Genomic DNA, 20,254 nt, shown 5'->3' on the forward strand with positions numbered 1-20,254 from the left:
CATGCTACTGTCATGAACAACCGCGCGAAGAGTGACCGCCGCACTCGATGAACACACAGACCACACCGTCTCCGCAATTCTATCTCACTGCACCGGCAGCCTGCCCTTATCTGCCGAATGAGATGGAGCGAAAGGTGTTTACCCACATGGTGGGCGAGCGCGCACCGGAGCTCAACGACCTCCTGACCCAGGGCGGCTTCCGCCGCTCGCAGAACATCGCCTATCGGCCCGCCTGCGAAACCTGTCGCGCCTGCATTTCCGTTCGAATTCTCGCCAACGAATTTTCGCCGAGCCGGTCGATGCGCCGCGTGCTCGCGACCAACAGCGACGTGATCTCATCGGAATATCCGGCCGAGCCGTCGAGCGAACAGTACAACCTCTTCCGCCGCTATCTCGACCGACGACACCAGAAGGGTGGCATGTCCGACATGTCGGTTCTCGACTATGCGATGATGGTCGAAGACACCCATGTGCACACCAAGATCATCGAGTATCGCTTAAGGACCGAAGGCGACGGCATCAGCGAGAGAGCGCGCGGACCGCTGATCGCGACAGCGCTGACCGACCGCATGGGTGACGGGCTTTCGATGGTCTATTCCTTCTTCGACCCTGCGCATGAGGAGCGCTCGCTCGGCACCTTCATGATTCTCGATCATATCCGGCGCGCCAAGGAGCGCGGCCTCCCGCATGTCTATCTCGGCTATTGGGTCAAGGGGTCGCGCAAGATGGGATACAAGACGAAATTTTTGCCGCAGGAGCATCTTATGCCGCGCGGCTGGGAGCGCTACGATGGTCCTGACGCTCCTTCAGAAATGCCCTCGACGGAAACGGATTGAAAATTGAACCCTTCCACTGATGCCGCGCTGCACCGGCGCGGACTTGCGATCACCGGCCTTGGCGGCCTTGCTCTCTCCTTCGACATTCCGCTCATCCGATCCGCCGGCGGCGAGGTCTGGTCGCTGCTCGCGGTGCGCAGCCTTTCGACTTTCTTCATCGGCCTCCTGGCATGGTTCGTGCTCAATCGGCTGCTTCGCCGCAAGATCTCACTCATTCCGGGCAAGACCGGGCTGGTCGTCGGTCTGTTTTACGGCATCAACTCGTGCACGTTCCTGCTGGCCGTCTTCAACACGTCAACGGCAAACGTCGTCTTCATTCTTGCCTTCACGTCGATGTTCGCGGCACTGCTTTCCTGGATCTTCCTGAAGGAACGCCCTTCCAACGCAACGCTCGTGACGATGGCAGCCATGGTGATCGGCGTGGGGCTGATCGTGCAGGACGGGCTTGAAAGTGGCCATATCTTCGGCGACGCGATGGCGGCAAGTTCCGCCTTCCTGCTCGCCAGCGCCATCACCATCAGCCGGGCAAGCGGCCGCGACATGGCTTTGGTGCCGCTGGTGACCGCCATCTTTCCGGCCGCAGTCGCGCTTCTGCTCTTGCCTGCCGGCGGCTTCGCGATCGCGGCTCCGCAATACATCCTGTTCAACGGCCTGGTGATGATCCCGCTTGCCTTCTTCTGTCTGGCAACAGGGCCGCGGTTCCTGTCGGCACCGGAAGTGGGTATGTTCTATCTGCTCGAAACCATCCTGGCACCGATCTGGGTCTGGCTTGTCTTCGCCGAAAGCCCGACGACGCAGACGCTTGCCGGCGGCGCCGTCCTTATCCTTGCGCTTATCGGCCACTCTCTCTGGCAGATGCGCAGCCGCCCCGTCCGCGCGGCTCTGCCCTGCCCCGAATAGGTAGCGGCCGTCCGCAAGGCGGCGAAATAACGATTGTCAGCGAAGGTTCGTCAGGCTGACGTTCTACCGCCCTCCAAAGAGTACGCCACTTGGCTGTGCATCGACCAAAGCGCACGGTTCATGTCGATCCAGGCGGCAGCGACATCAAGAGGTGCGGGATTGCCGCACACGGCCTCGCCATCACGGGCAGGTAGACGCGAAACCAGGCTGGCTTCCTCAAGGATGCGCAGGTGCTGCTCGAGTGCATCCGGCGTCACGGCGACGGCGGCGGCCACCTCGACAACCCGCGTTTCTCCGCCGAGCAATATCTCGAATATCCGCCGGCGAACCGGATTCGCGAGTGCGAGCAGAATGTCGTCAAGGGCAGCAGAATTTGGCATGGTCTTCATCCTGTTGGACGATTATTGATCCACGACCGCACGTTGCTTTCAAGCGCCGAAAACGGGGCATTCTACTAAATTTCAGATTGCTTTAGAAGCAGATGGGTATCGGCCTGCGCAGCCAAGCCGCGCAGGCAGCGATGGATCAGCCGCTGAACTTGCCGCTGCGCGGGAAGCCCTTGGGCACGACGCGACCGGCAGAGGCGCGATCGGCCAGCCACTCAATCAGTTCGTCCTTGCCCTTGGTGAAGACGCGGCCGGCGCTGTCTTCCCAGACGAGGCCGTCTGCGATTGCAAAGCAGCGGATATCGGAGATGCCGCCATCCTTGTAGCGCTGCAGCCGGACGCCCTTGCCCCGCGCCATTTCCGGAATCTGCGCCAGCGGGAAAACGAGCATCTTGCGGTTTTCGCCGACAACGGCGACATGGTCGCCCTTGACGGAAACAACCAACTTCGCCTCATCGTTGTTGGCGACATTCATCACCTGCTTGCCCTTGCGGGTATTGGCGACGATATCGCTTTCCGTCACGACAAAGCCGTTACCGGCAACAGAGGCCACGATGAGCTTTCTCGCCGGGTCGTGCACGAATGCCGTCAGCACGTCCTGGTCATTTTCCATATCGACGATGATGCGCAAGGGTTCGCCATGACCGCGACCGCCGGGCAGCTTGTCGCCGCCGAGCGTATAAACCTTGCCGCCCGTGGTGAAGACGAGGATCTTGTCGGTCGTCTGCGCTGGGAACGCCACCTTGAGCGCATCCCCCTCCTTGAATTGCAACGTCGAGGTATCGGAGATGTGGCCCTTCAGCGCCCTGATCCAGCCCTTTTCAGAGATGACGACGGTGATCGGTTCCTTCTCGATCATCGCCTGCTGGATGGCTTCGATGTCGGCGTCCGGCGCATCCGCAAAGGTGCTGCGCCGCTTGCCGATCTCGGTCGCCTTGGCAAACTTTTTCTTCACCTCGCCGATTTCCCAGGCGACAGTCTGCCACTGCTTCTCCTCGGAAGCGAGCAGCGCCTCGATCTCGGCCTTTTCGTTCGACAACGCGTCGAACTCCGTGCGAATCTCGAATTCTTCCAGCTTGCGCAAAGAGCGCAGCCGCATGTTGAGGATCGACTCGGCCTGGAGGTCGGTGAGCGAAAACCGCTCCATCATCACGGCCTTCGGCTCATCCTCCTCGCGGATGATGCGAATAACCTCGTCGATATTGAGATAGGCGACGAGATAACCGCCAAGAATCTCGAGGCGCCGCTCGATCGCAGCCAGGCGGTGGCGCGAACGACGCTGCAGGACGTCGCGGCGGTGAGCAAGCCACTCCGTCAACACTTCGTTGAGCGCCATGACGCGCGGCACGCGTCCCATCGACAGCACGTTCATGTTGAGCGGGATGCGGCTTTCAAGCTCTGTCAGCTTGAAGAGCGATTCCATCAGGATGCCGGCATCGACGGAACGGCTCTTCGGCACCAGCACAATGCGGATATCTTCCGCCGATTCGTCCCGGATATCCTCCAGCAGCGGCAGTTTGCGCGCAACGAGCAGTTCGGCGATCTTCTCGATCAGCCGCGACTTCTGGACCTGATAGGGGATCTCGGTGATGACGATCTGGTAGCCGCCGCGACCGAGCTCTTCCGAAACCCAGCGCGCCCGCACGCGAAAGCCACCGCGACCGGTGCGATAGGACTCCGCCATGCTCGCACGGCTTTCGACGATGATGCCGCCGGTCGGGAAATCCGGCCCTTCGATCCCGCCCCGCTGCGGATTGGCAGGATCGTAGAGCAGATCCTCGACGGTCGCCTCGGGATGGCGGATCAGATGCAGCGCTGCGTCGCACAGTTCATGGGCGTTGTGCGGCGGGATCGATGTCGCCATGCCGACGGCAATGCCGGTCGCACCATTGGCAAGCAGGTTCGGGAAGGCGCCGGGAAGCACCGCCGGCTCCTGGTCTTCCTCGTTGTAGGTGGGACGAAAATCCACCGCGTCCTGATCGATGCCCTCAAGCAGAAGCGAGGCGACGTCGGTCATCTTCGCTTCGGTGTAACGCATGGCAGCGGCGTTATCGCCGTCGATATTGCCGAAGTTGCCCTGCCCGTCCACCAGCGGATACCGGATCGCGAATTCCTGGGACAGGCGCACCAGTGCGTCGTAGATCGAGGCGTCGCCATGGGGGTGGAACTTACCCATGACGTCGCCGACGATGCGGGCGCATTTCTTGAACGAGGTGTTCGGCCTGAGCCCCATCTCGCTCATGGCATGAACGATGCGTCGATGCACCGGCTTCAAGCCGTCGCGGACATCAGGAAGCGCGCGATGCATGATGGTCGACAAGGCATAGGCGAGGTAACGCTCTTCCAGCGCCGCCTTCAGGTCAACCGGCTGAATATGATCATCCCCGCCAGACGGGGGAGTAAGGCTTTGTCCCATATGTTCTTGCTAGCGCAACAAACCCGGAACATCAAGGATTTCAGGGGATCGCGCTGTGGAGAACCACAAGTCGCCGCCGGCGCGCTATTGAACGGCGCAGACCGGGCGCTGCAATGTTCATGCAACGCTTAGACGGTTATGCCATGGATGAGCGATCGCCACCAGTAACGCCCTGGAAAGCATCCGGGCGCGGAAGCTGTGTGATTTCATCAAGCGAATATAATTTCGCCCTGTTTCGTATTAGGTTCGGCTGCTGTTGATTTGGATGATTTGCGAGGGGGACATTGCGGGACGCGAACTGAGGGGAGATGGAGCCATAGGCACGGCATATTTCGTCGGCCGACACGGCTGTCCACCTCAGTTGACGCAGCTTGCCGATATGAACCAGATTAGCGACACCGCTTCTTCAACACAGCTAAACAATCAAATATTTTCACGAAGGAACTCCACAATGATGCATACGCGCAAGATCCGCCTGATGATGGCCAGCGCCGCACTCCTGACCCTGACCGGCCCGGCCTTCGCGCTTGATGGTGCGGACATGATGAAGAAGCTCGATGCGGCGACGAACTCGAACGGCACCACGCTCACCTTCGACAAGGCCGAAGTCAGCGGCGACACCGTCACGGCCTCGGGCGTCCAGGTCAAACTCGCGGGCCAGCCCGGCGACGCGCTGAAGATCGGCGACATCACTTTTGAAGGCGTCGAAGAAACCGAAGGCGGCGGCTACTATGCCGAGACCGTCTCCTTCCCCGACGTCAATGTCACGCAGGACGCGGGCAGCTTCGCCGTCAAGGATATTCTCGTTTCGGGTCTGTCGATCCCCGCCAACCCGGCCGGCGGCACGATCAACGATATCCTGCTCTACGAGAGCGCCAGCACCGGCCCGATCACGGTCAGCGCCAAAGGCAAGGAAGTTTTCTCGCTCGAAAGCAGCGAAGCAAACCTCGCCCGCCAGGAAAACGATGCCGGCTTTGACTTCGACGCAACGGCTGCCGGCCTCAAGGCCGACCTTTCCGAAGTCGAAGACCCCAAGACCAAGGACGCCATCGAGAAGCTCGGCCTGACCAAGCTTGATGGCGCCGTGACCATGAAGGGCAGCTGGGAAATCGAAAGCGGCAACGTCGCGCTGGAAGAATATGCCTTCGACTTCAAGAATGTCGGGCGGCTGAACCTCGCCGTCGACATCTCGGGCTACACGCTTGCCTTCATGAAGTCGCTCCAGGAAGCCATGAAGACCGCAGAAGCCAACCCGAACAAGGAAGAGGCCAATCAGGCCATGGGCCTTGCTATGATGGGGCTGATGCAGCAGTTGACCTTCAACAGCGCCGAGGTCCGCTTCGACGACGCCTCCATCACCAAGAAGGCGCTCGACTATGCGGGTTCGCAGCAGGGCGTTACCGGCGATCAGCTGGCCCAATCGCTGAAGGGCCTCGTTCCATTGATGATGGCGCAGCTCAACGTGCCGGAACTGCAGAATCAGGTATCGTCCGCGGTCAACACCTATCTCGACGGCCCGAAGAGCCTGACGATCAGCGCCGCACCGGAAAAGCCGGTGCCGTTCCCCATGATCATGGGTGCGGCAATGGGCGCGCCGAACACCATCCCTTCGGTGCTGGGCGTCAAGGTGACGGCGAACGATTGATCGCTAAAGTCATAGTCTGACAATCGCCGCCGGCGACTTCGCAAGACACTGTTGTCATCGAAGTCGCCGGCGTTTTAGCATCGGCGCCCGGTGCCGGCGCTGCCGGTTAAACGGACGATCAAGCCGGCCGGCGCGTACTGGAATAGCTGTTGCCCCGCGCTTTTCGGTTGAAAACCCGCATTTCCGTGCGCCGTTTTATTTCGCCTGCCTTGCTTCCCCATGTCCGCGCAGCCACTATTACTGGCGCGCCTCTCGCGGGCGACTGCATCTTTTTTCAGCATGACTTGCAAGCGTAAGACCTGAATGGCGCTTTGCCTGACACCTCTTTCTGCGCGACTTTTTCGACCGCATACCGATACCGACAGCCAAACAAATCCACGCTGACGACTTCGATCCAAGGAAGAACAGCTAAGAATACAAGCGGCGGATTTCCTGTTTGGAGAGCCGTTTTCTTGCGAACAACCAGCTGAACTGAACGCCGAACGCAGAAGTAATCATCTCTCTTTTTTCGACAGATCGGACGTCAATGGCTGGGTGGTTCCATCAACCGGTAAAGTTCAGGGAAGAGCTGTCGGAAGAAAAATTTGAGCCTGCGCGCGCCGAATATTATGCAGGCCCACCAGGCAAGCCCCTCAGACTTCTGCTTCAGGCGAGAACAGATTTCCTATCCATCTGGCGAAACAACGACTTTACCGAGAAGGTTTCCCAGATCCGGCTGATCGGCCGGCAGGTCATTCTGGTCAACTCGCCCGACCTCATCCGTCAGGTCGTCGTCAAGCGTCATGAGAACTTCGAGCGCAAGAGCCCGCAGATGCGCCGGGCGCTCGAGTTCCTTTTGGGCGACGGCCTCTTCATCTCGGACGGCGAAACCTGGAAACAGCGGCGTCCCCTGGTCGCCGACATCGTGCATGCCAAAAGAGTGCCGGCCTTCGGTCCGGTGATGGAGCGCACGACCACCGAATTGGTCGAGCGCTGGAACGGGATGCCGGACGGCACGCAAGTCAACGCCCTGCACGAAATGGCTGGACTGACCGCCGAAATCATTGCCCGCAGCGTTTTTGGAAACCAGCTCGGCGACGACAGTGCTGCGGCGGTCACCGACAGCTTCACGAGCTACCAATCGCTGGTCGATTCGATCAACCTCGGCTACTTCCTCGGTTTCGACGACGGGCTACCGATCTTGCGAACGCCGACGCTTCGCCGCTCGGTCAAGCGTATCCATCAGATCATCGACAAGGTGGTCGAGGATCACCTGGAAGGTCGCGGCGATCACAATTCGATGGTTGAGCTGCTGATCCGTCGACAACAACGAAACCCGGAGTTGAAACTCGACCTGGTTGCCCTGCGCAACGAAGCGGCGACCATCTTCATGGCGGGCCATGAAACGACAGCCGCCACGCTGACCTGGGCCTGGTATCTGCTGTCTCGCGCCAAATGGGTGGAAAAGGCGCTCCATGAAGAGATTGGCCGTGTCTGCGGCGATCGCGTTCCGACGATCGACGACGTACCGCAACTCGAATGGTGCAAGGCCATCATTGAAGAGACCCTTCGCCTCTATCCGCCCGTCCCCATTCTCGCGCGCCAAACGCGCCAAGCCGAAATGATCGGCGATATCGCCGCTGAACGCGGATCGCTCGTTCTGATCGTCCCGTGGCTTCTCCACCGAACGGAAAGCCTGTTTGAGGACCCGCACCATTTCCGCCCGGACCGCTTCATGGGCGGACGTCGCCCGACGCCCTATAGTTACATTCCGTTTGCAAGCGGACCACGCGTGTGCCCGGGCTTGCATTTCGGCCTGACCGAAGCAATCCTGTGCCTGGCGATCATTGCACAGCAGTTCCGGGTGACCGTCGTCGACGGCCACAAGGTCGAGCCCATCTGCCGCCTGACGCTGCGGCCAAAGGGCGGGCTTCCGGTGACCCTTCATCGACGGCAGAAAGCATCCCATGACCACTGAAGAGCCGAGCCAGGCCGAAAGAATCGCCAAGCGAAAGGCGTGGACATTCGCCAGCGAAGGGCGGCCCTCCTTTGTGGATGCCCTTTCCGGCCGCGAAGGCTTCCGCGCCTTCTGGCGCTATTGGGTGACGGACAATCTCTGGAACCTCGCGCACCTCTCCGGGCATTTCGGGATGAAACCCCTGCCGATGGACGCCTGCTCCAACCTTGGTGCAGCCCTTGGTCTGTTTGCCGTGCCGCGTTTCCACAAGGTGGCATCACGGCGTGCGCAAGAAACGATCCGCGCACTGCGACCCGATCTCAACGAGGCCGAGCAGGCGGCGCTCTTTCGCGAGAACTGCCGGGCACAGGGTCGGCTGATGACCGAATTCTCCGTCGTGAACCGGTTGCAAAACAACCGTGACCGCCTGACATTGCACGGCCTCGACATTATCGGCGAAGCGGCCAAGGCCGGCCCGGTCATCATCGTCGGTATGCATCTTGGCAACTGGGAAGTTGGTCCGACTGTACTGCAGAGCATCAATGTCCACCCCCATGCCTTCTACCTCCCGCCCAAGGGCCGCGCCAAAGCCTGGATCGCCGAGCGCGTCCGCAGCAAGGCGGGCTTGCGGTTCCTGCCGCCGGGCGCCGAGGGCATTCGGCCGGCGATCAAGATCCTGAAGAATGGCGGCGTCGTCAGCACGTTCTGCGACGAAGGTTTTGGCGGCTTCATTCGCGGACCATTCTTCGACCGCAAGCCGCATCTCGAAGGAAACTTTGCCATTGCCATTCGTCTGGCACGCATGACCGGCGCCACCATTTGCCCGTGGTACAATCTGCGCACCGAGGGTTTCCGCTTCGAATGCCGCGCGCTGGCGCCTATCCGGCTCCCGCCCGAAGAGCGCCCCGGGGCACGCCAGCTTGACGATATCCTGATGCTGAACAACGCCATCGAGCCGGTTATCCGGGCAAATCTCGACCAGTGGTACTTTCTCGACAATTCGCTCCGACCGGAGTGACCCGAACCGGGCCATGGCAAGTATAGCGACTTCCGCCGGGCTTTTTCGCGCGCGTGCGTTCCATGTTATGATCGTATCTGCTTGATGCCCGCGAGCAGTCGCCTATCTACATCTGTCTGAAGACAAGACTCCATCCCGCATTCCTGACCGATCACACGGAAGGAGAACGCCATGGGACTGAAACACGCGGATATCACCGCCATTCTTGGCCCGGTCGACGAAACGCTGATGGCAGAGCTGCTGGCTACCGGGGCCAGTGCGGCCGAACTCGCCGAAGCGATCGCCTGGGTCAACAACGACGAAGCGCTGATCGGCGAAGGACGACATCTGCCGGCCGGGCGCGTTGCGGCTTTGATCGACATCCTGACGCCGGATGACGGCGAGGAATGAACTTTGGGGCGCTGAGGAGACGCCCGACGAGGCAGATGTAATGACCAAGACGTCAGGAGCCATCTCGTGATGGCTGGCCACGTGACTGCGAGTTTCGTGTTGAGGGAGGCCGACTATGACAGCCAAGGAAGTCAAGTTCAGTAGCGATGCCCGCGATCGCATGCTGCGCGGTGTCGATATTCTTGCCAATGCCGTGAAAGTGACGCTCGGGCCAAAGGGACGAAATGTCGTCATCGAAAAGTCCTTTGGCGCCCCGCGCATCACCAAGGACGGCGTGTCCGTCGCCAAGGAGATCGAGCTCGAAGACAAGTTCGAGAACATGGGCGCGCAAATGCTGCGCATGGTGGCGTCACGCACCAGCGATGTTGCCGGCGATGGGACAACGACGGCAACCGTGCTCGCGCAGGCGATCGTGAAAGAAGGCGTCAAGGCGATTGCCTCCGGCATGAACCCCATGGACCTCAAGCGCGGCATAGATCTCGCCGTCGACGCCATCGTCGCCGAACTTAAGGTCCGCGCCCGCAAGATCGCCAATAATGAGGAGATCGCCCAGGTCGGCACCATCTCCGCCAACGGCGATACGGAGATCGGCCGATATCTCGCCGAGGCGATGGCCAAAGTCGGCAACGAAGGCGTGATCACCGTTGAGGAAGCCAAGACCGCCGAGATCGAACTCGAAGTCGTAGAGGGCATGCAATTCGACCGGGGCTACCTTTCGCCCTACTTCATCACCGACCAGGAGAAGATGCGGGTCGAGTTCGAAGATCCCTACATCCTCATCCACGAAAAGAAGCTCTCCAACCTGCAGGCGATGATCCCGATCCTCGAATCGGTCATCCAGGCGAGCCGCCCGCTGCTCATTATCGCCGAAGACGTCGAAGGCGAGGCATTGGCGACGCTGGTCGTCAACAAGCTGCGTGGCGGGCTCAAGATCGCCGCCGTCAAGGCACCGGGTTTCGGCGACCGGCGCAAGGCGATCCTTGAGGATATCGCGGTGCTGACGGGCGGGACGGTGGTTTCCGACGACGTCGGCATCAAGCTTGAGAATGTCACGCTGGAAACGCTCGGCCGCGCCAAACGCGTGATGATCGAGAAGGAAAACACCACCATCGTCGATGGCGCCGGCACCAAGGCCGACATCGGTGGCCGCATCAGCCAGCTCAAGGCGCAGATCGAGGAGAGTACCTCCGACTACGACCGGGAGAAGCTGCAGGAACGGCTTGCTAAGCTCTCGGGCGGTGTTGCCGTGATCCGCGTCGGCGGCTCGACCGAGGTCGAAGTGAAGGAAAAGAAGGACCGTGTCGATGACGCGCTGCATGCGACGCGCGCGGCCGTCGAGGAAGGCATCTTGCCGGGCGGCGGCGTCGCCCTGCTTCGGGTCGTCAACGCGCTCGACAATATCAAGACTGCCAATGCGGAACAGCGCGTCGGCGTCGAGATCGTCAGGCGTGCAATCGAGACGCCCGTGCGCCAGATTGCCGAGAATGCCGGCGCCGAAGGCTCTATCATCGTCGGCAAGCTGCGTGAGAAAACCGATTTCGCTTACGGCTGGAATGCTCAGACCGGCGAATACGGCGATCTGTTCAAAATGGGCGTCATCGATCCGGCCAAGGTCGTGCGCGCCGCTCTGCAGGACGCAGCGTCAGTCGCCGGGCTCCTGGTCACAACCGAGGCGATGATCGCCGAAAAGCCGAAAAAGGATGGCGCCGCGCAACTGCCGGGCGGACCCGGAATGGATTTCTAGGATCAACGGGCTAGCGCCATCGGCTGCGAGTTGGCGTGGGTCAGACCGAGGAATCGGACGGCACCGAGTTCACCCGGGGCGTTCGCGACGCGCTCTATGCCCAGCCGTAAGCCCTTGGATTGCCGAAATGAAAAAACCCGGCAGCGAGCGCTGCCGGGTCCGTTGCTTCTTTGATCGCTTCGGACCTTAGTCCTTCTTCTGCGGGATCGGGCGAAGCGCCAGTTCGCGCAGTTGGGCTGATGTCGCCTCGGACGGCGCGCCCATCAGCAGATCGACAGCCTGCTGGTTCATCGGGAAGATCGAGATCTCGCGCAGGTTCTTGGCGCCGACCAGCAGCATGACGACGCGGTCGATGCCGAAGGCCATGCCACCATGCGGAGGCGCGCCGTACTGGAACGCTCGGTAGAGACCACCGAACTGCTCTTCCACTTCCTGCTGCGACTTGCCGGTCAGCTCGAACGCCTTGACCATGACTTCCGGCAGCTGGTTACGGATCGAGCCGGACGCGATCTCGAAGCCGTTGCAGACCATGTCGTACTGGTAGGCCTTGAGCGACAGCGGATCTTCGCTGTTCAGCGCCTCGAGGCCACCCTGCGGCATCGAGAAGGGGTTGTGGGCGAAGTCGATCTTCTTTTCGTCTTCCAGCCATTCGTAGAACGGAAAGTCGACGATCCAGCAGAATTCAAAGCGGTCACGGTCTACGAGGTTCAGTTCCTCGCCTGCCCGCGTGCGGGCTTCGCCTGCAAACTTGTAGAATTTCGACGGGTCGCCGGCGACGAAGAAGCAGGCATCGCCATCATCGAGGCCGAGTTGGGTGCGGATCGCATCGGTGCGCTCCTCGCCGATGTTCTTGGCAAGCGGACCGGCGCCTTCGAGCTTCTCGCCTTCCTTGCGCCAGAAGATGTAGCCGAGACCCGGCTGGCCCTGGCTCTGGGCCCAGGCGTTCATGCGGTCGCAAAACGCGCGCGAACCACCGGTCTTGGCCGGGATGGCCCAGACTTCGACCTTCGGGTTCGAGGCGATCATGTTGGCGAAGACCTTGAAGCCTGAACCGGCAAAGTGCTCGGTAACGGCCTGCATCTCGATCGGGTTGCGCAGGTCCGGCTTGTCGGAACCGTATTTGCGGATCGCCGTGTCGTAAGGAATGCGCGGGAACTTTTCCGTCACCGGCTTGCCGTCGGCAAACTCGACGAAGATGTCGCGGATCACCGGCTCCATCGTCGTCCAGACGTCTTCCTGCTCGACGAAGCTCATTTCGAGGTCGAGCTGGTAGAATTCGCCCGGCAGGCGGTCGGCGCGCGGGTCTTCATCGCGGAAGCACGGCGCGATCTGGAAGTAGCGGTCGAAACCGGCGACCATCAGCAGCTGCTTGTACTGCTGCGGCGCCTGCGGCAGCGCGTAGAAGCTGCCGGGATGGATGCGCGACGGCACGAGGAAGTCGCGTGCGCCTTCCGGCGACGACGCCGTCAGGATCGGGGTCGTGTATTCGGTGAAGCCGACGTCGCCCATGTGGCGGCGCATCGACGAGATGATCTGGGTGCGCTTGACGATGTTCTTGTGCAGCGTGTCGCGGCGCAGGTCGAGGAAGCGGTACTTCAGGCGCACGTCTTCCGGATAGTCCGGCTCGCCGAACACCGGCAGCGGCAGTTCCTTGGCGGCCGAGAGAACCTCGATCTCCTGGGCGTAGAGCTCGATTTCACCTGTTGGCATGCCCTTGTTGACGGTGTCGTCCATACGGGCCTTGACGAGGCCATCAATACGGACAACCCATTCGCCGCGGACGGTCTCGGCGGCCTTGAAGGCAGGGCTATCGGGATCGGCGACGACCTGGGTGATGCCGTAATGATCGCGCAGGTCGATGAAGAGCAGGCCGCCATGGTCGCGGACGCGGTGGACCCAGCCGGAAAGGCGAACGGTGGAGCCGACATCCGACTTGCGGAGGGCGGCACAGGTGTGGCTGCGGTAGCGGTGCATGGTGTTATCCCGGAATTGCAAAGCGCCGCGCAGGCTCGCCGGAACGGCGCGCGGCAACATGATCAAAATCGGGCGGAAAAGCGCATGATGCGCCGGCTTTGTCAAGCCGAGACCTCCGCGCTCCCCGAGGGAAGCGCCGCTCAACCGGGACAAGTTCGACCCTATTCATGGGCTTGAGACAAGTGCATTCGCCCAAACGGCGCGAAAAGAACGGATATCGTCACAATTCGCGACTGTGCGCCACGGGAATGCGCCGCTACACATAATGGGTCCGCCTTATCCGACTCGCGAGCACCATTCGGAAGTCGCCTGCCCCATGTCGCAAATTCGTCCGCTCATTCCGCTTCTCGTCACCGCAGGCATCCTCATCGGTGGCAACGGACTACAAGGCACCTTCATTTCGCTGCGGGCGCTGGAAGAAGGCTTTTCGACCTCGCTGATCGGTGTCATCGGCGCCGGCTACAACATCGGCTTCGCGCTCGGCTGCGTCTATGTCACGCGCATCCTGCGCTCGATCGGCCATATCCGCACGTTCTCGGCGATGGCAGCGATCGCGTCGGCGGCGGCGATCGCCATGGTGCTGATCATCAATCCGTTCATGTGGTTCCTGATGCGGCTCGTCGCCGGTATCGCTTTCGCCTGTCTTTTTGCGACCGTCGAAAGCTGGCTGAATGCCAGCGTCACCAATACTAACCGCGCGCGCACGCTTTCCGTCTATCGTCTGGTCGATCTCGGCTCGGTCACCGCGGCCCAATATATCATTCCCGGCGTCGGTATCGGCGGCTTCGAACTCTTCGCGATCATCTCGATGGCATTGACTTTGTCGCTCGTGCCGATTTCCTTTGCCGACCGGTCGAGCCCGGTGGCGCCGGAAGCGAACCGCTTCGACGTCAAGGCGCTCTGGAACATCTCGCCGCTCGCGACCGTCGGCTGCATCGTCGTCGGCCTCACCAACGCCGCCTTCCGCTCGCTAGGCCCCATCTACGCGCAGGGGATCGGCCTCTCGGTGACGGCAATCGCCACTTTCATGAGCGCCGGCATCATCGGCGGCGTGGTGCTGCAATATCCGCTCGGCCATTACTCGGACCAGATCGATCGGCGCCTGATCATCCTGATCGCCACCCTCGGATCATTGCTCGCCGGACTTTTCCTTGCGTTTGGCGCCGGCAATGATGAGTGGCTCAATTTCGCCGGTATCTTCCTCTTCGGCGCCTTCGCCATGCCGCTCTATTCGCTCTGTTCGGCCCATGCCAACGACCATGCGGCGGAAGGTCAGCATGCGCTGGTATCGGCGGGCATGCTGTTCTTCTGGTCGCTCGGCGCCATCATCGGCCCGCTGTTTGCCTCTTTCCTGCTCGAAATTTTCGGTCCGCAGGCGCTGTTCATCTATACCGCCGCGATCCTCTTCCTCTTCATGCTCTACACGGTCAGGCGCATGACAGCGCGCAGCGGCGTTCCCGCGGAAGCGCGCGTCATGCCTTTCCGCAACCTGCTGCGGACCTCATCGTTCTTCAACAAGCTCGCCGGCGGCAACCACGCCCGCAAAGACGACTGATACCAACCTGCGGCAAGATGTGCCTGCGGCAAAGAATTGCTGATTGCGGCGATCAGGTTTAAAAACCGAGCGGTCGTCCTATCCAGTTGCCGAGATTGCCAAAATGTCCCTGATCAGCCGCCGTACGTTCCTCCAGGGCTCTGCCGCTTTGGGAGGCGCCTTCGCATTCGGAGCCGGCATGGCGGCACGCGCCGGTGCGGCACCGGATCCGCAGGTCCTGACGGCACAGCTGACGCAGGCACAGATCGCCTCAGATGGCGTGACACCCAAGGTGATGACCTACGGGCTGGGCGATGCGACCACTAACGGCATGCCGCCTGTCTTGCGGATGCGCATGGGCGAGCCCTATGCCGCAAGACTGATCAACAAGCTCGACGAACCGACGACTGTCCACTGGCACGGACTTCGCATACCCAATGCCATGGACGGCGTGCCCGAGATGACCCAGCCCTATGTCTATCCGGGCGATCCCTTCGACTACATCTTCACGCCGCCGGATGCCGGCACCTTCTGGTATCACCCCCACTGCAATACGCTGACGCAGATGGGAAGCGGGCTGACCGGCGTCATCGTCGTCGAGAACCCGGATGATCCAGTATTCGACGCCGAGATCGTCTTGAACCTGCGCGACTGGCGGCTCGGCAAAGGCGGCGTTTTCATCGACCCGTTCAAACCGAGGGACGCTGCGCGCGGCGGCACCTACGGCACGGTTCGCACCGCAAACTGGCAGCAGGAGCCGAGCTACGACGCGCCGGCCGGCGGCCTCGTGCGGGTCCGTATCGCGGCGACGGATGTCACGCGGATATATACGGTCGGCCTGGAGGGGGCGGAGGCCATGGTCGTCGCGCTAGATGCAAATCCGGTCGACAAGCCCTTCCCGCTCGACCGCTACGACGTCGCCCGGGCCAGCGCATCGACCTCGTCGTCAGGATGCCCGACAACGAAGGTGCGACGGTGAAGCTCGGCAATCTGCGTGGCTCGCATCCCTGGACGATCGCCAATTTCCGCGCAACGGGCCAATCCTTGAAGCGCGATATCCGCGATGTGGCTGCCCTTCCCGCCAATCCGATCGCCGAGGCGGACCTGTCGGTTGCCACTCGCGTTCCGATCGATCTGACGGCCACGGCAGAACACAAGGCGACGCCGTCGATCTGCGGCTCGCTCGGCTACACCTTCTGGGCAATCAACAAGGTACCGTGGCCGGGCGACACGCCCGATCCGATCGCGCCGATCGAGGAGATGAAGCTCGGCAAGAGCTATGTCCTGCAGATCGCCAATCGGACGCCGCATGCCCATCCGATCCACCTGCATGGCATGAGCTTCCGAATTCTCAATTCGAACAAGCGGACCTTCCTGCCACCACCGACGGACACCATCCTGCTTTTGCCCGACGAACAGGCGGAAATCGCGCTCGTCGCCGACAATCTTGGCGATTGGGTGTTCCATTGCCACATCATCGAGCACCAGAAGACCGGCATGACCGGTTATTTCAAGGTGGTTTGAGATTTTCGATTGTGACGGATGGCATGAAGGGCTACACGAAAAACCTAGCCGCATTTTTGCCACAGTGATTTAAATCCGATGATTGAAACAACCGCAGATCTAGAGGCCGCCTGCCAGCAGCTGGCCCGCTCAAGTTATATTACGATAGACACGGAATTCCTGCGTGAGACCACCTTCTGGCCAGAGCTTTGCCTGATCCAGATGGCAAACCCGGATATGGCCGTCATCGTCGACCCGATGGCCAAGGGCATCGATCTCACGCCGTTCTTCGCGTTGATGGCCAACCCCGACGTGATCAAGGTCTTCCATGCCGCGCGCCAGGATATCGAGATCATTTTCCATCTCGGCAATCTGATTCCGCATCCGATCTTCGACACCCAGGTTGCGGCCATGGTCTGCGGCTTCGGCGACAGCGTCTCCTATGACCAGCTCGTCAACCGCATCAAGGGCGAGCAGATCGACAAGTCCTCGCGCTTCACCGATTGGAGCCGGCGGCCGCTGACCGAGAAACAGCTCGATTACGCGCTGGCCGATGTCACGCATCTGCGCGACATCTATCAGTACCTGAATGCGCAGCTCGAGCGCGAAAGCCGCTCGCTATGGCTTTCCGAGGAAATGGCGATCCTCGAAGCCCGCGATACCTACGACCTGCACCCGGACGATGCCTGGCAGCGCCTGAAAATGCGCGTCAAGAAGCCGATCGAGCTTGCCGTGCTGCAGAAGGTCGCAGCCTGGCGTGAACGCGAGGCACGCAACCGCAACGTTCCGCGCGGGCGTATCATCAAGGACGATGCGATCTATGAAGTCGCGCAGCAGCAGCCGAAGGACACCGAGGCGCTGGCGCGGCTGCGAACCATTCCGAAGGGCTGGGAACGATCGAGCGCCGGGGCTGCGCTGATCGAGGCGGTCAACGAAGCGCTCGCCATCCCCAAGACCGACCTGCCACGGCTGCCGCGGCAGAGCCATACACCTGAAGGCGCAGCCGCCGCCACCGAAATGCTGAAGGTGCTGTTGAAGCTGATCGCCGAGAAGCAGGGCGTGGCTGCCAAGATCATCGCCAACAGCGAGGATCTCGACAAGATCGCCGCCGAGGGCGAGAACGCCGATGTCGGCGCGCTCAAGGGGTGGCGGCGCGAGCTGTTCGGCGATACGGCACTGAAATTGATCAATGGTGAAGTGGCTCTGCGCTTCGTCGACAAGAAGATCGAAGCGATGGAAATCGGTGACTGAAAAACGGACGGGCGGACAACAACTTTCCGCCCGAATCCGGCTCTAGCCAAGGCCCTGCAGCGGGACTGATTCGCAATCGCGTCGAGCAGACATCAGAGCGCTGACGCGTGACGCGACAACCAGGGTGTCCGACGCGTTTTTTCTTCGTTGTCCGGGTTCGAGGCTCTTCCGCATGCGCTGGCGTTTCTCCATGTTCGAGGGAATTTTGCTGCTGTTGATCGTCAGTAGCGCCGGCGCCATCTATGCGACGATCGCCTTCGACGGTGGCGGCGGATTGATCGGCGCCACGTACGCATTGTGCGTCTGCGTCCCGATCCTCGCCTTTGAACGGCGCATCATTCTCCGGCGTCTCAACCGCAAGATCCATTCCTATTCGACGCCCGCTTTCTTCCTCGCTTCGATCGCCGTCTATCTGGTGTTTATCGAGCTGGGCTACGGCGTCGCCGGCTTCCTGATGCAGATGAGCGGGCAAATAGACGCGGATTGGAAGGACGCGGTCGTCCCCTCAAGCACGGCGCTTCTGTTCGCCCTGGCGGTCTCGGGCTCGATCGTTTTCGCGCTTCGCGTGCGCGAACTGTTGGGCCGTGACGTGTTTCTGAGCCTTTTGACCGGGCGCTATCGCAAGCCGATGCAGGAGGAGCGCGTCTTCCTCTTCATCGATCTTGCCGGCTCCACCGCCTATGCCGAGCGATACGGCGATCTCAGGATGCAGGAATATCTCAGCAAGCTGTTTGCAACACTTGCCGACCCCGTACTGCGCTATCGCGGCGCGATCGACGACTATGTCGGCGACGCGGCCGTGATTACCTGGCCCTTCGACCGTGCTGTCAAAAACGCCGCCTGCGTGCACTGCGTTTTCGACATTCTCGAAGAGATCGAAGCCGGCGCCCACCGTTGGCGCAAGGAGTTCGGCGAGGTTCCGCGCCTACGGGCAGCGCTTCATGGCGGCACCATCGTCGCCGCGGAAATTGGCGTCGACAAACACAAGATCACCTATTTCGGCGACACGGTGAACACCACCGCTCGCCTCGAAGGCCTGTGCAAGTCACTGAACCATCAGGTGCTGATTTCCACCGACCTCGCCCGCAAGATGCGGCTGCCGCACTATGTCCGCGTGGAAGATCTTGGCGAGCACGCCGTGAAGGGACGCGGGCAGAAGCTCGGCGTCCTGGCGCTTCGGGCCGGGGGCACGCCTGCACCGCCAGTGGCTGTCAATTAGCCGTCAACCGTGCAGTTTTGCACCCTTGGTGATCTTGTCGACCAGCTTCTTGTCGGCATGAATGGCGATGCCGGCGACCTTCGCGCCGTCGGGTCGCGTTTCGGCGAAGACCGCGCGGTTGGCACTGTCGTGGCCGGTCGAAAACATCGCATCGACATAAACAGAGGTTTGTATTTCCCTTTCGATCGCACGGCGTTGAATATTGCCAAGCGTCGCACCATCTGCCGATAACACGATGATCGGCTGAACGCTCAGAGCGTTGTAGATGTGGCCGGCGCCGTCGCGATAGGGTTCGCCGATAATCGCCGGTTTCTGCCCGGCGATGCCGGTTGCCAGAAACGCGGTGACGTTCAGCTTCTGCCAGGTGGCCAGATCGTCGCGCAAAACGATCGCAAACTTGGTGTCGAACATGACGGGTATCTCCATTTCAGGACATCAGGGCGTGCCCAAGGAGGCCTTAACCGAGGACGCAGCGATCAATCTTGAACGATTGTGCGGATCGCCGGGCGATGGCATCCGCGTCGCGGCACCGGTGGACGGCATAGAGCGCATCGAGGCCCGGCTGCACGGCAAGGTCTTCGAGCCGCATCGCCACGACACCTATGCGCTTGGCGTGACGCTTGGCGGCATCCAGACCTTCCAGTATCGTGGCGAGAGCCGCTACAGCACGCCTGGAAGCATCATCATCATTCACCCCGACGAACTGCACGATGGCGGCGCGGGCACGGAAGCGACGCTTCGCTACAGGATGATGTATCTGCAGCCGGAGCGATTGATCGCGGCGCTTGGCGACAGTGGCGGCGCCTTGCCCATCATAGCCGCCCCGGTTGTTGGTGACGTGGCCCTGCGCCAGGCGATCGGCGAGGCCGTCATGGATCTCGACGGCGGTATTGACGAACTCGCGCTCGACGACATTCTTACACGCATTGCAGAAGGCTTGTGCCGCCATGCCGGCACGACAAGCAAGGCTGCCGGCAGGTCGGCCAAGCGGGCGGTTTCGAGGCGACGGACTATCTCAAAGCCAACCTCGATCGCCCGGTCGACTCGCAGGAACTCGAGGCCGTCAGCGGCCTTGATCGCTTCACCCTCGCCCGCCAGTTCCGCAAGGTTCTCGGCACCAGCCCGCACCGCTACCTTCTGATGCGGCGGCTGGAGCAGGCGCGCCGGATGATTGCCGCCGGTCACAGCCTGGCAGGTGCCGCGCTCGAAACCGGCTTTGCCGACCAGGCCCATTTCACCCGCCATTTCAAACGTGCCTACGGTGTAACGCCCGGGCGCTGGGCGAGCCTGGCGCTCGCCGGCTGAAGCACCGGCGCCGCTGGGTCGTTGCGGCCCGGAACCAGTGTCCGGTCACGCGCAACAATTCGAACTCGGCGAGTTTCTCCCCTCGGGCGCAGCGCCTTTCGTCTGTCATCAAAGCTTCACCAGCCTGTAAGCCAAGCATCACCCAACCGTCATCAAAGCCGCCTATCGGGTTCCCGTACTTTGGCATCCAACCCACG

The 20,254-nt window shown here is 61.4% G+C and carries 15 protein-coding genes and 2 pseudogenes; 13 read left to right on the top strand and 4 right to left on the bottom strand.

Features of this window, described 5'->3' with window-relative positions:
• Positions 1-47 precede the first annotated feature (47 nt).
• Both BKP54_RS05235 and BKP54_RS05240 read left to right on the top strand, forming a co-directional pair.
• Positions 48-836 (top strand): arginyltransferase, encoded by a 789-nt coding sequence (locus tag BKP54_RS05235; RefSeq protein WP_025426514.1) that lies wholly within the window; start codon positions 48-50, stop codon positions 834-836.
• Positions 837-839: 3 nt separating this feature from the next.
• Entirely contained in the window at positions 840-1,736 is an 897-nt protein-coding gene (locus BKP54_RS05240; RefSeq protein ID WP_025426513.1) for a DMT family transporter, read from the top strand.
• A 50-nt stretch (positions 1,737-1,786) separates the two neighbouring features.
• On the opposite strand, the gene BKP54_RS05245 is transcribed toward BKP54_RS05240, so the two are convergent.
• Together BKP54_RS05245 and parC are read right to left on the bottom strand one after the other, a co-directional pair.
• Positions 1,787-2,125 carry a helix-turn-helix domain-containing protein gene (locus tag BKP54_RS05245; protein WP_025426512.1) on the bottom strand — a complete coding sequence of 113 codons (339 nt, stop codon included), beginning with the start codon at positions 2,123-2,125 and terminating at the stop codon, positions 1,787-1,789.
• Between the two features lie 136 nt (positions 2,126-2,261).
• Entirely contained in the window at positions 2,262-4,538 is a 2,277-nt protein-coding gene (gene parC, locus BKP54_RS05250; protein WP_025426511.1) for a DNA topoisomerase IV subunit A, read from the bottom strand.
• A gap of 451 nt (positions 4,539-4,989) precedes the next feature.
• Here parC and BKP54_RS05255 point away from each other — a divergent pair, with 451 nt between their 5' ends.
• The 5 genes from BKP54_RS05255 (at position 4,990) to groL (ending at position 11,271) form a co-directional block, all read left to right on the top strand.
• Positions 4,990-6,183 (top strand): hypothetical protein, encoded by a 1,194-nt coding sequence (locus tag BKP54_RS05255; RefSeq protein WP_057211441.1) that lies wholly within the window; start codon positions 4,990-4,992, stop codon positions 6,181-6,183.
• Positions 6,184-6,709: 526 nt separating this feature from the next.
• Positions 6,710-8,140 (top strand): cytochrome P450, encoded by a 1,431-nt coding sequence (locus BKP54_RS05260; protein ID WP_025426509.1) that lies wholly within the window; start codon positions 6,710-6,712, stop codon positions 8,138-8,140.
• Positions 8,130-9,137: a hypothetical protein gene (locus BKP54_RS05265; RefSeq protein ID WP_084814301.1), complete on the top strand. Its 1,008-nt coding sequence runs from the start codon at positions 8,130-8,132 to the stop codon at positions 9,135-9,137. Before BKP54_RS05260 ends, BKP54_RS05265 begins: the two co-directional genes overlap by 11 nt.
• 171 nt (positions 9,138-9,308) lie before the next feature.
• A complete protein-coding gene (locus BKP54_RS05270) occupies positions 9,309-9,527 on the top strand; it encodes a hypothetical protein (protein WP_025426507.1) in 219 nt (72 codons plus the stop codon).
• Between the two features lie 115 nt (positions 9,528-9,642).
• Positions 9,643-11,271, top strand: a complete 1,629-nt coding sequence (gene groL, locus BKP54_RS05275; protein WP_057211442.1) for a chaperonin GroEL — start codon at positions 9,643-9,645, stop codon at positions 11,269-11,271.
• Between the two features lie 186 nt (positions 11,272-11,457).
• Here the strand turns inward: groL and aspS are convergent, their stop codons facing one another.
• A complete protein-coding gene (gene aspS / locus BKP54_RS05280) occupies positions 11,458-13,245 on the bottom strand; it encodes an aspartate--tRNA ligase (protein WP_057212547.1) in 1,788 nt (595 codons plus the stop codon).
• Between the two features lie 316 nt (positions 13,246-13,561).
• Here aspS and BKP54_RS05285 point away from each other — a divergent pair, with 316 nt between their 5' ends.
• The 4 genes and pseudogenes from BKP54_RS05285 to BKP54_RS05300 all read left to right on the top strand — a co-directional run bounded on the left by BKP54_RS05285 (position 13,562) and on the right by BKP54_RS05300 (position 18,752).
• Positions 13,562-14,800 (top strand): MFS transporter, encoded by a 1,239-nt coding sequence (locus BKP54_RS05285; RefSeq protein WP_057226524.1) that lies wholly within the window; start codon positions 13,562-13,564, stop codon positions 14,798-14,800.
• Between the two features lie 103 nt (positions 14,801-14,903).
• Positions 14,904-16,303: pseudogene (locus tag BKP54_RS05290) on the top strand (multicopper oxidase family protein).
• Between the two features lie 78 nt (positions 16,304-16,381).
• Complete coding sequence (gene rnd, locus BKP54_RS05295; protein WP_038575996.1) at positions 16,382-17,533, top strand: ribonuclease D; 1,152 nt, start codon at positions 16,382-16,384, stop codon at positions 17,531-17,533.
• A 172-nt stretch (positions 17,534-17,705) separates the two neighbouring features.
• Positions 17,706-18,752 carry an adenylate/guanylate cyclase domain-containing protein gene (locus tag BKP54_RS05300; protein WP_025426502.1) on the top strand — a complete coding sequence of 349 codons (1,047 nt, stop codon included), beginning with the start codon at positions 17,706-17,708 and terminating at the stop codon, positions 18,750-18,752.
• Positions 18,753-18,755: 3 nt separating this feature from the next.
• Here the strand turns inward: BKP54_RS05300 and BKP54_RS05305 are convergent, their stop codons facing one another.
• On the bottom strand, positions 18,756-19,163 hold the full coding sequence (locus tag BKP54_RS05305) for a DUF2000 family protein (RefSeq protein WP_057211443.1): 408 nt from the start codon (positions 19,161-19,163) through the stop codon (positions 18,756-18,758).
• On the opposite strand from BKP54_RS05305, the pseudogene BKP54_RS36390 reads away from it, so the two are divergent.
• A pseudogene (locus BKP54_RS36390) lies at positions 19,162-19,617 on the top strand (AraC family ligand binding domain-containing protein); the annotation flags it as partial. The gene BKP54_RS05305 and the pseudogene BKP54_RS36390 overlap by 2 nt on opposite strands.
• Before the next feature lie 74 nt (positions 19,618-19,691).
• The gene (locus tag BKP54_RS36395) at positions 19,692-20,057 is read left to right on the top strand and encodes an AraC family transcriptional regulator (RefSeq protein WP_244497544.1); all 366 of its coding nucleotides are present in this window, start codon (positions 19,692-19,694) and stop codon (positions 20,055-20,057) included.
• The last annotated feature ends 197 nt before the right edge of the window (positions 20,058-20,254 follow it).

Source organism: Ensifer sp. 1H6 (assembly GCF_001976035.1).
GTDB classification, from domain to species: Bacteria; Pseudomonadota; Alphaproteobacteria; order Rhizobiales; family Rhizobiaceae; genus Ensifer; species Ensifer canadensis.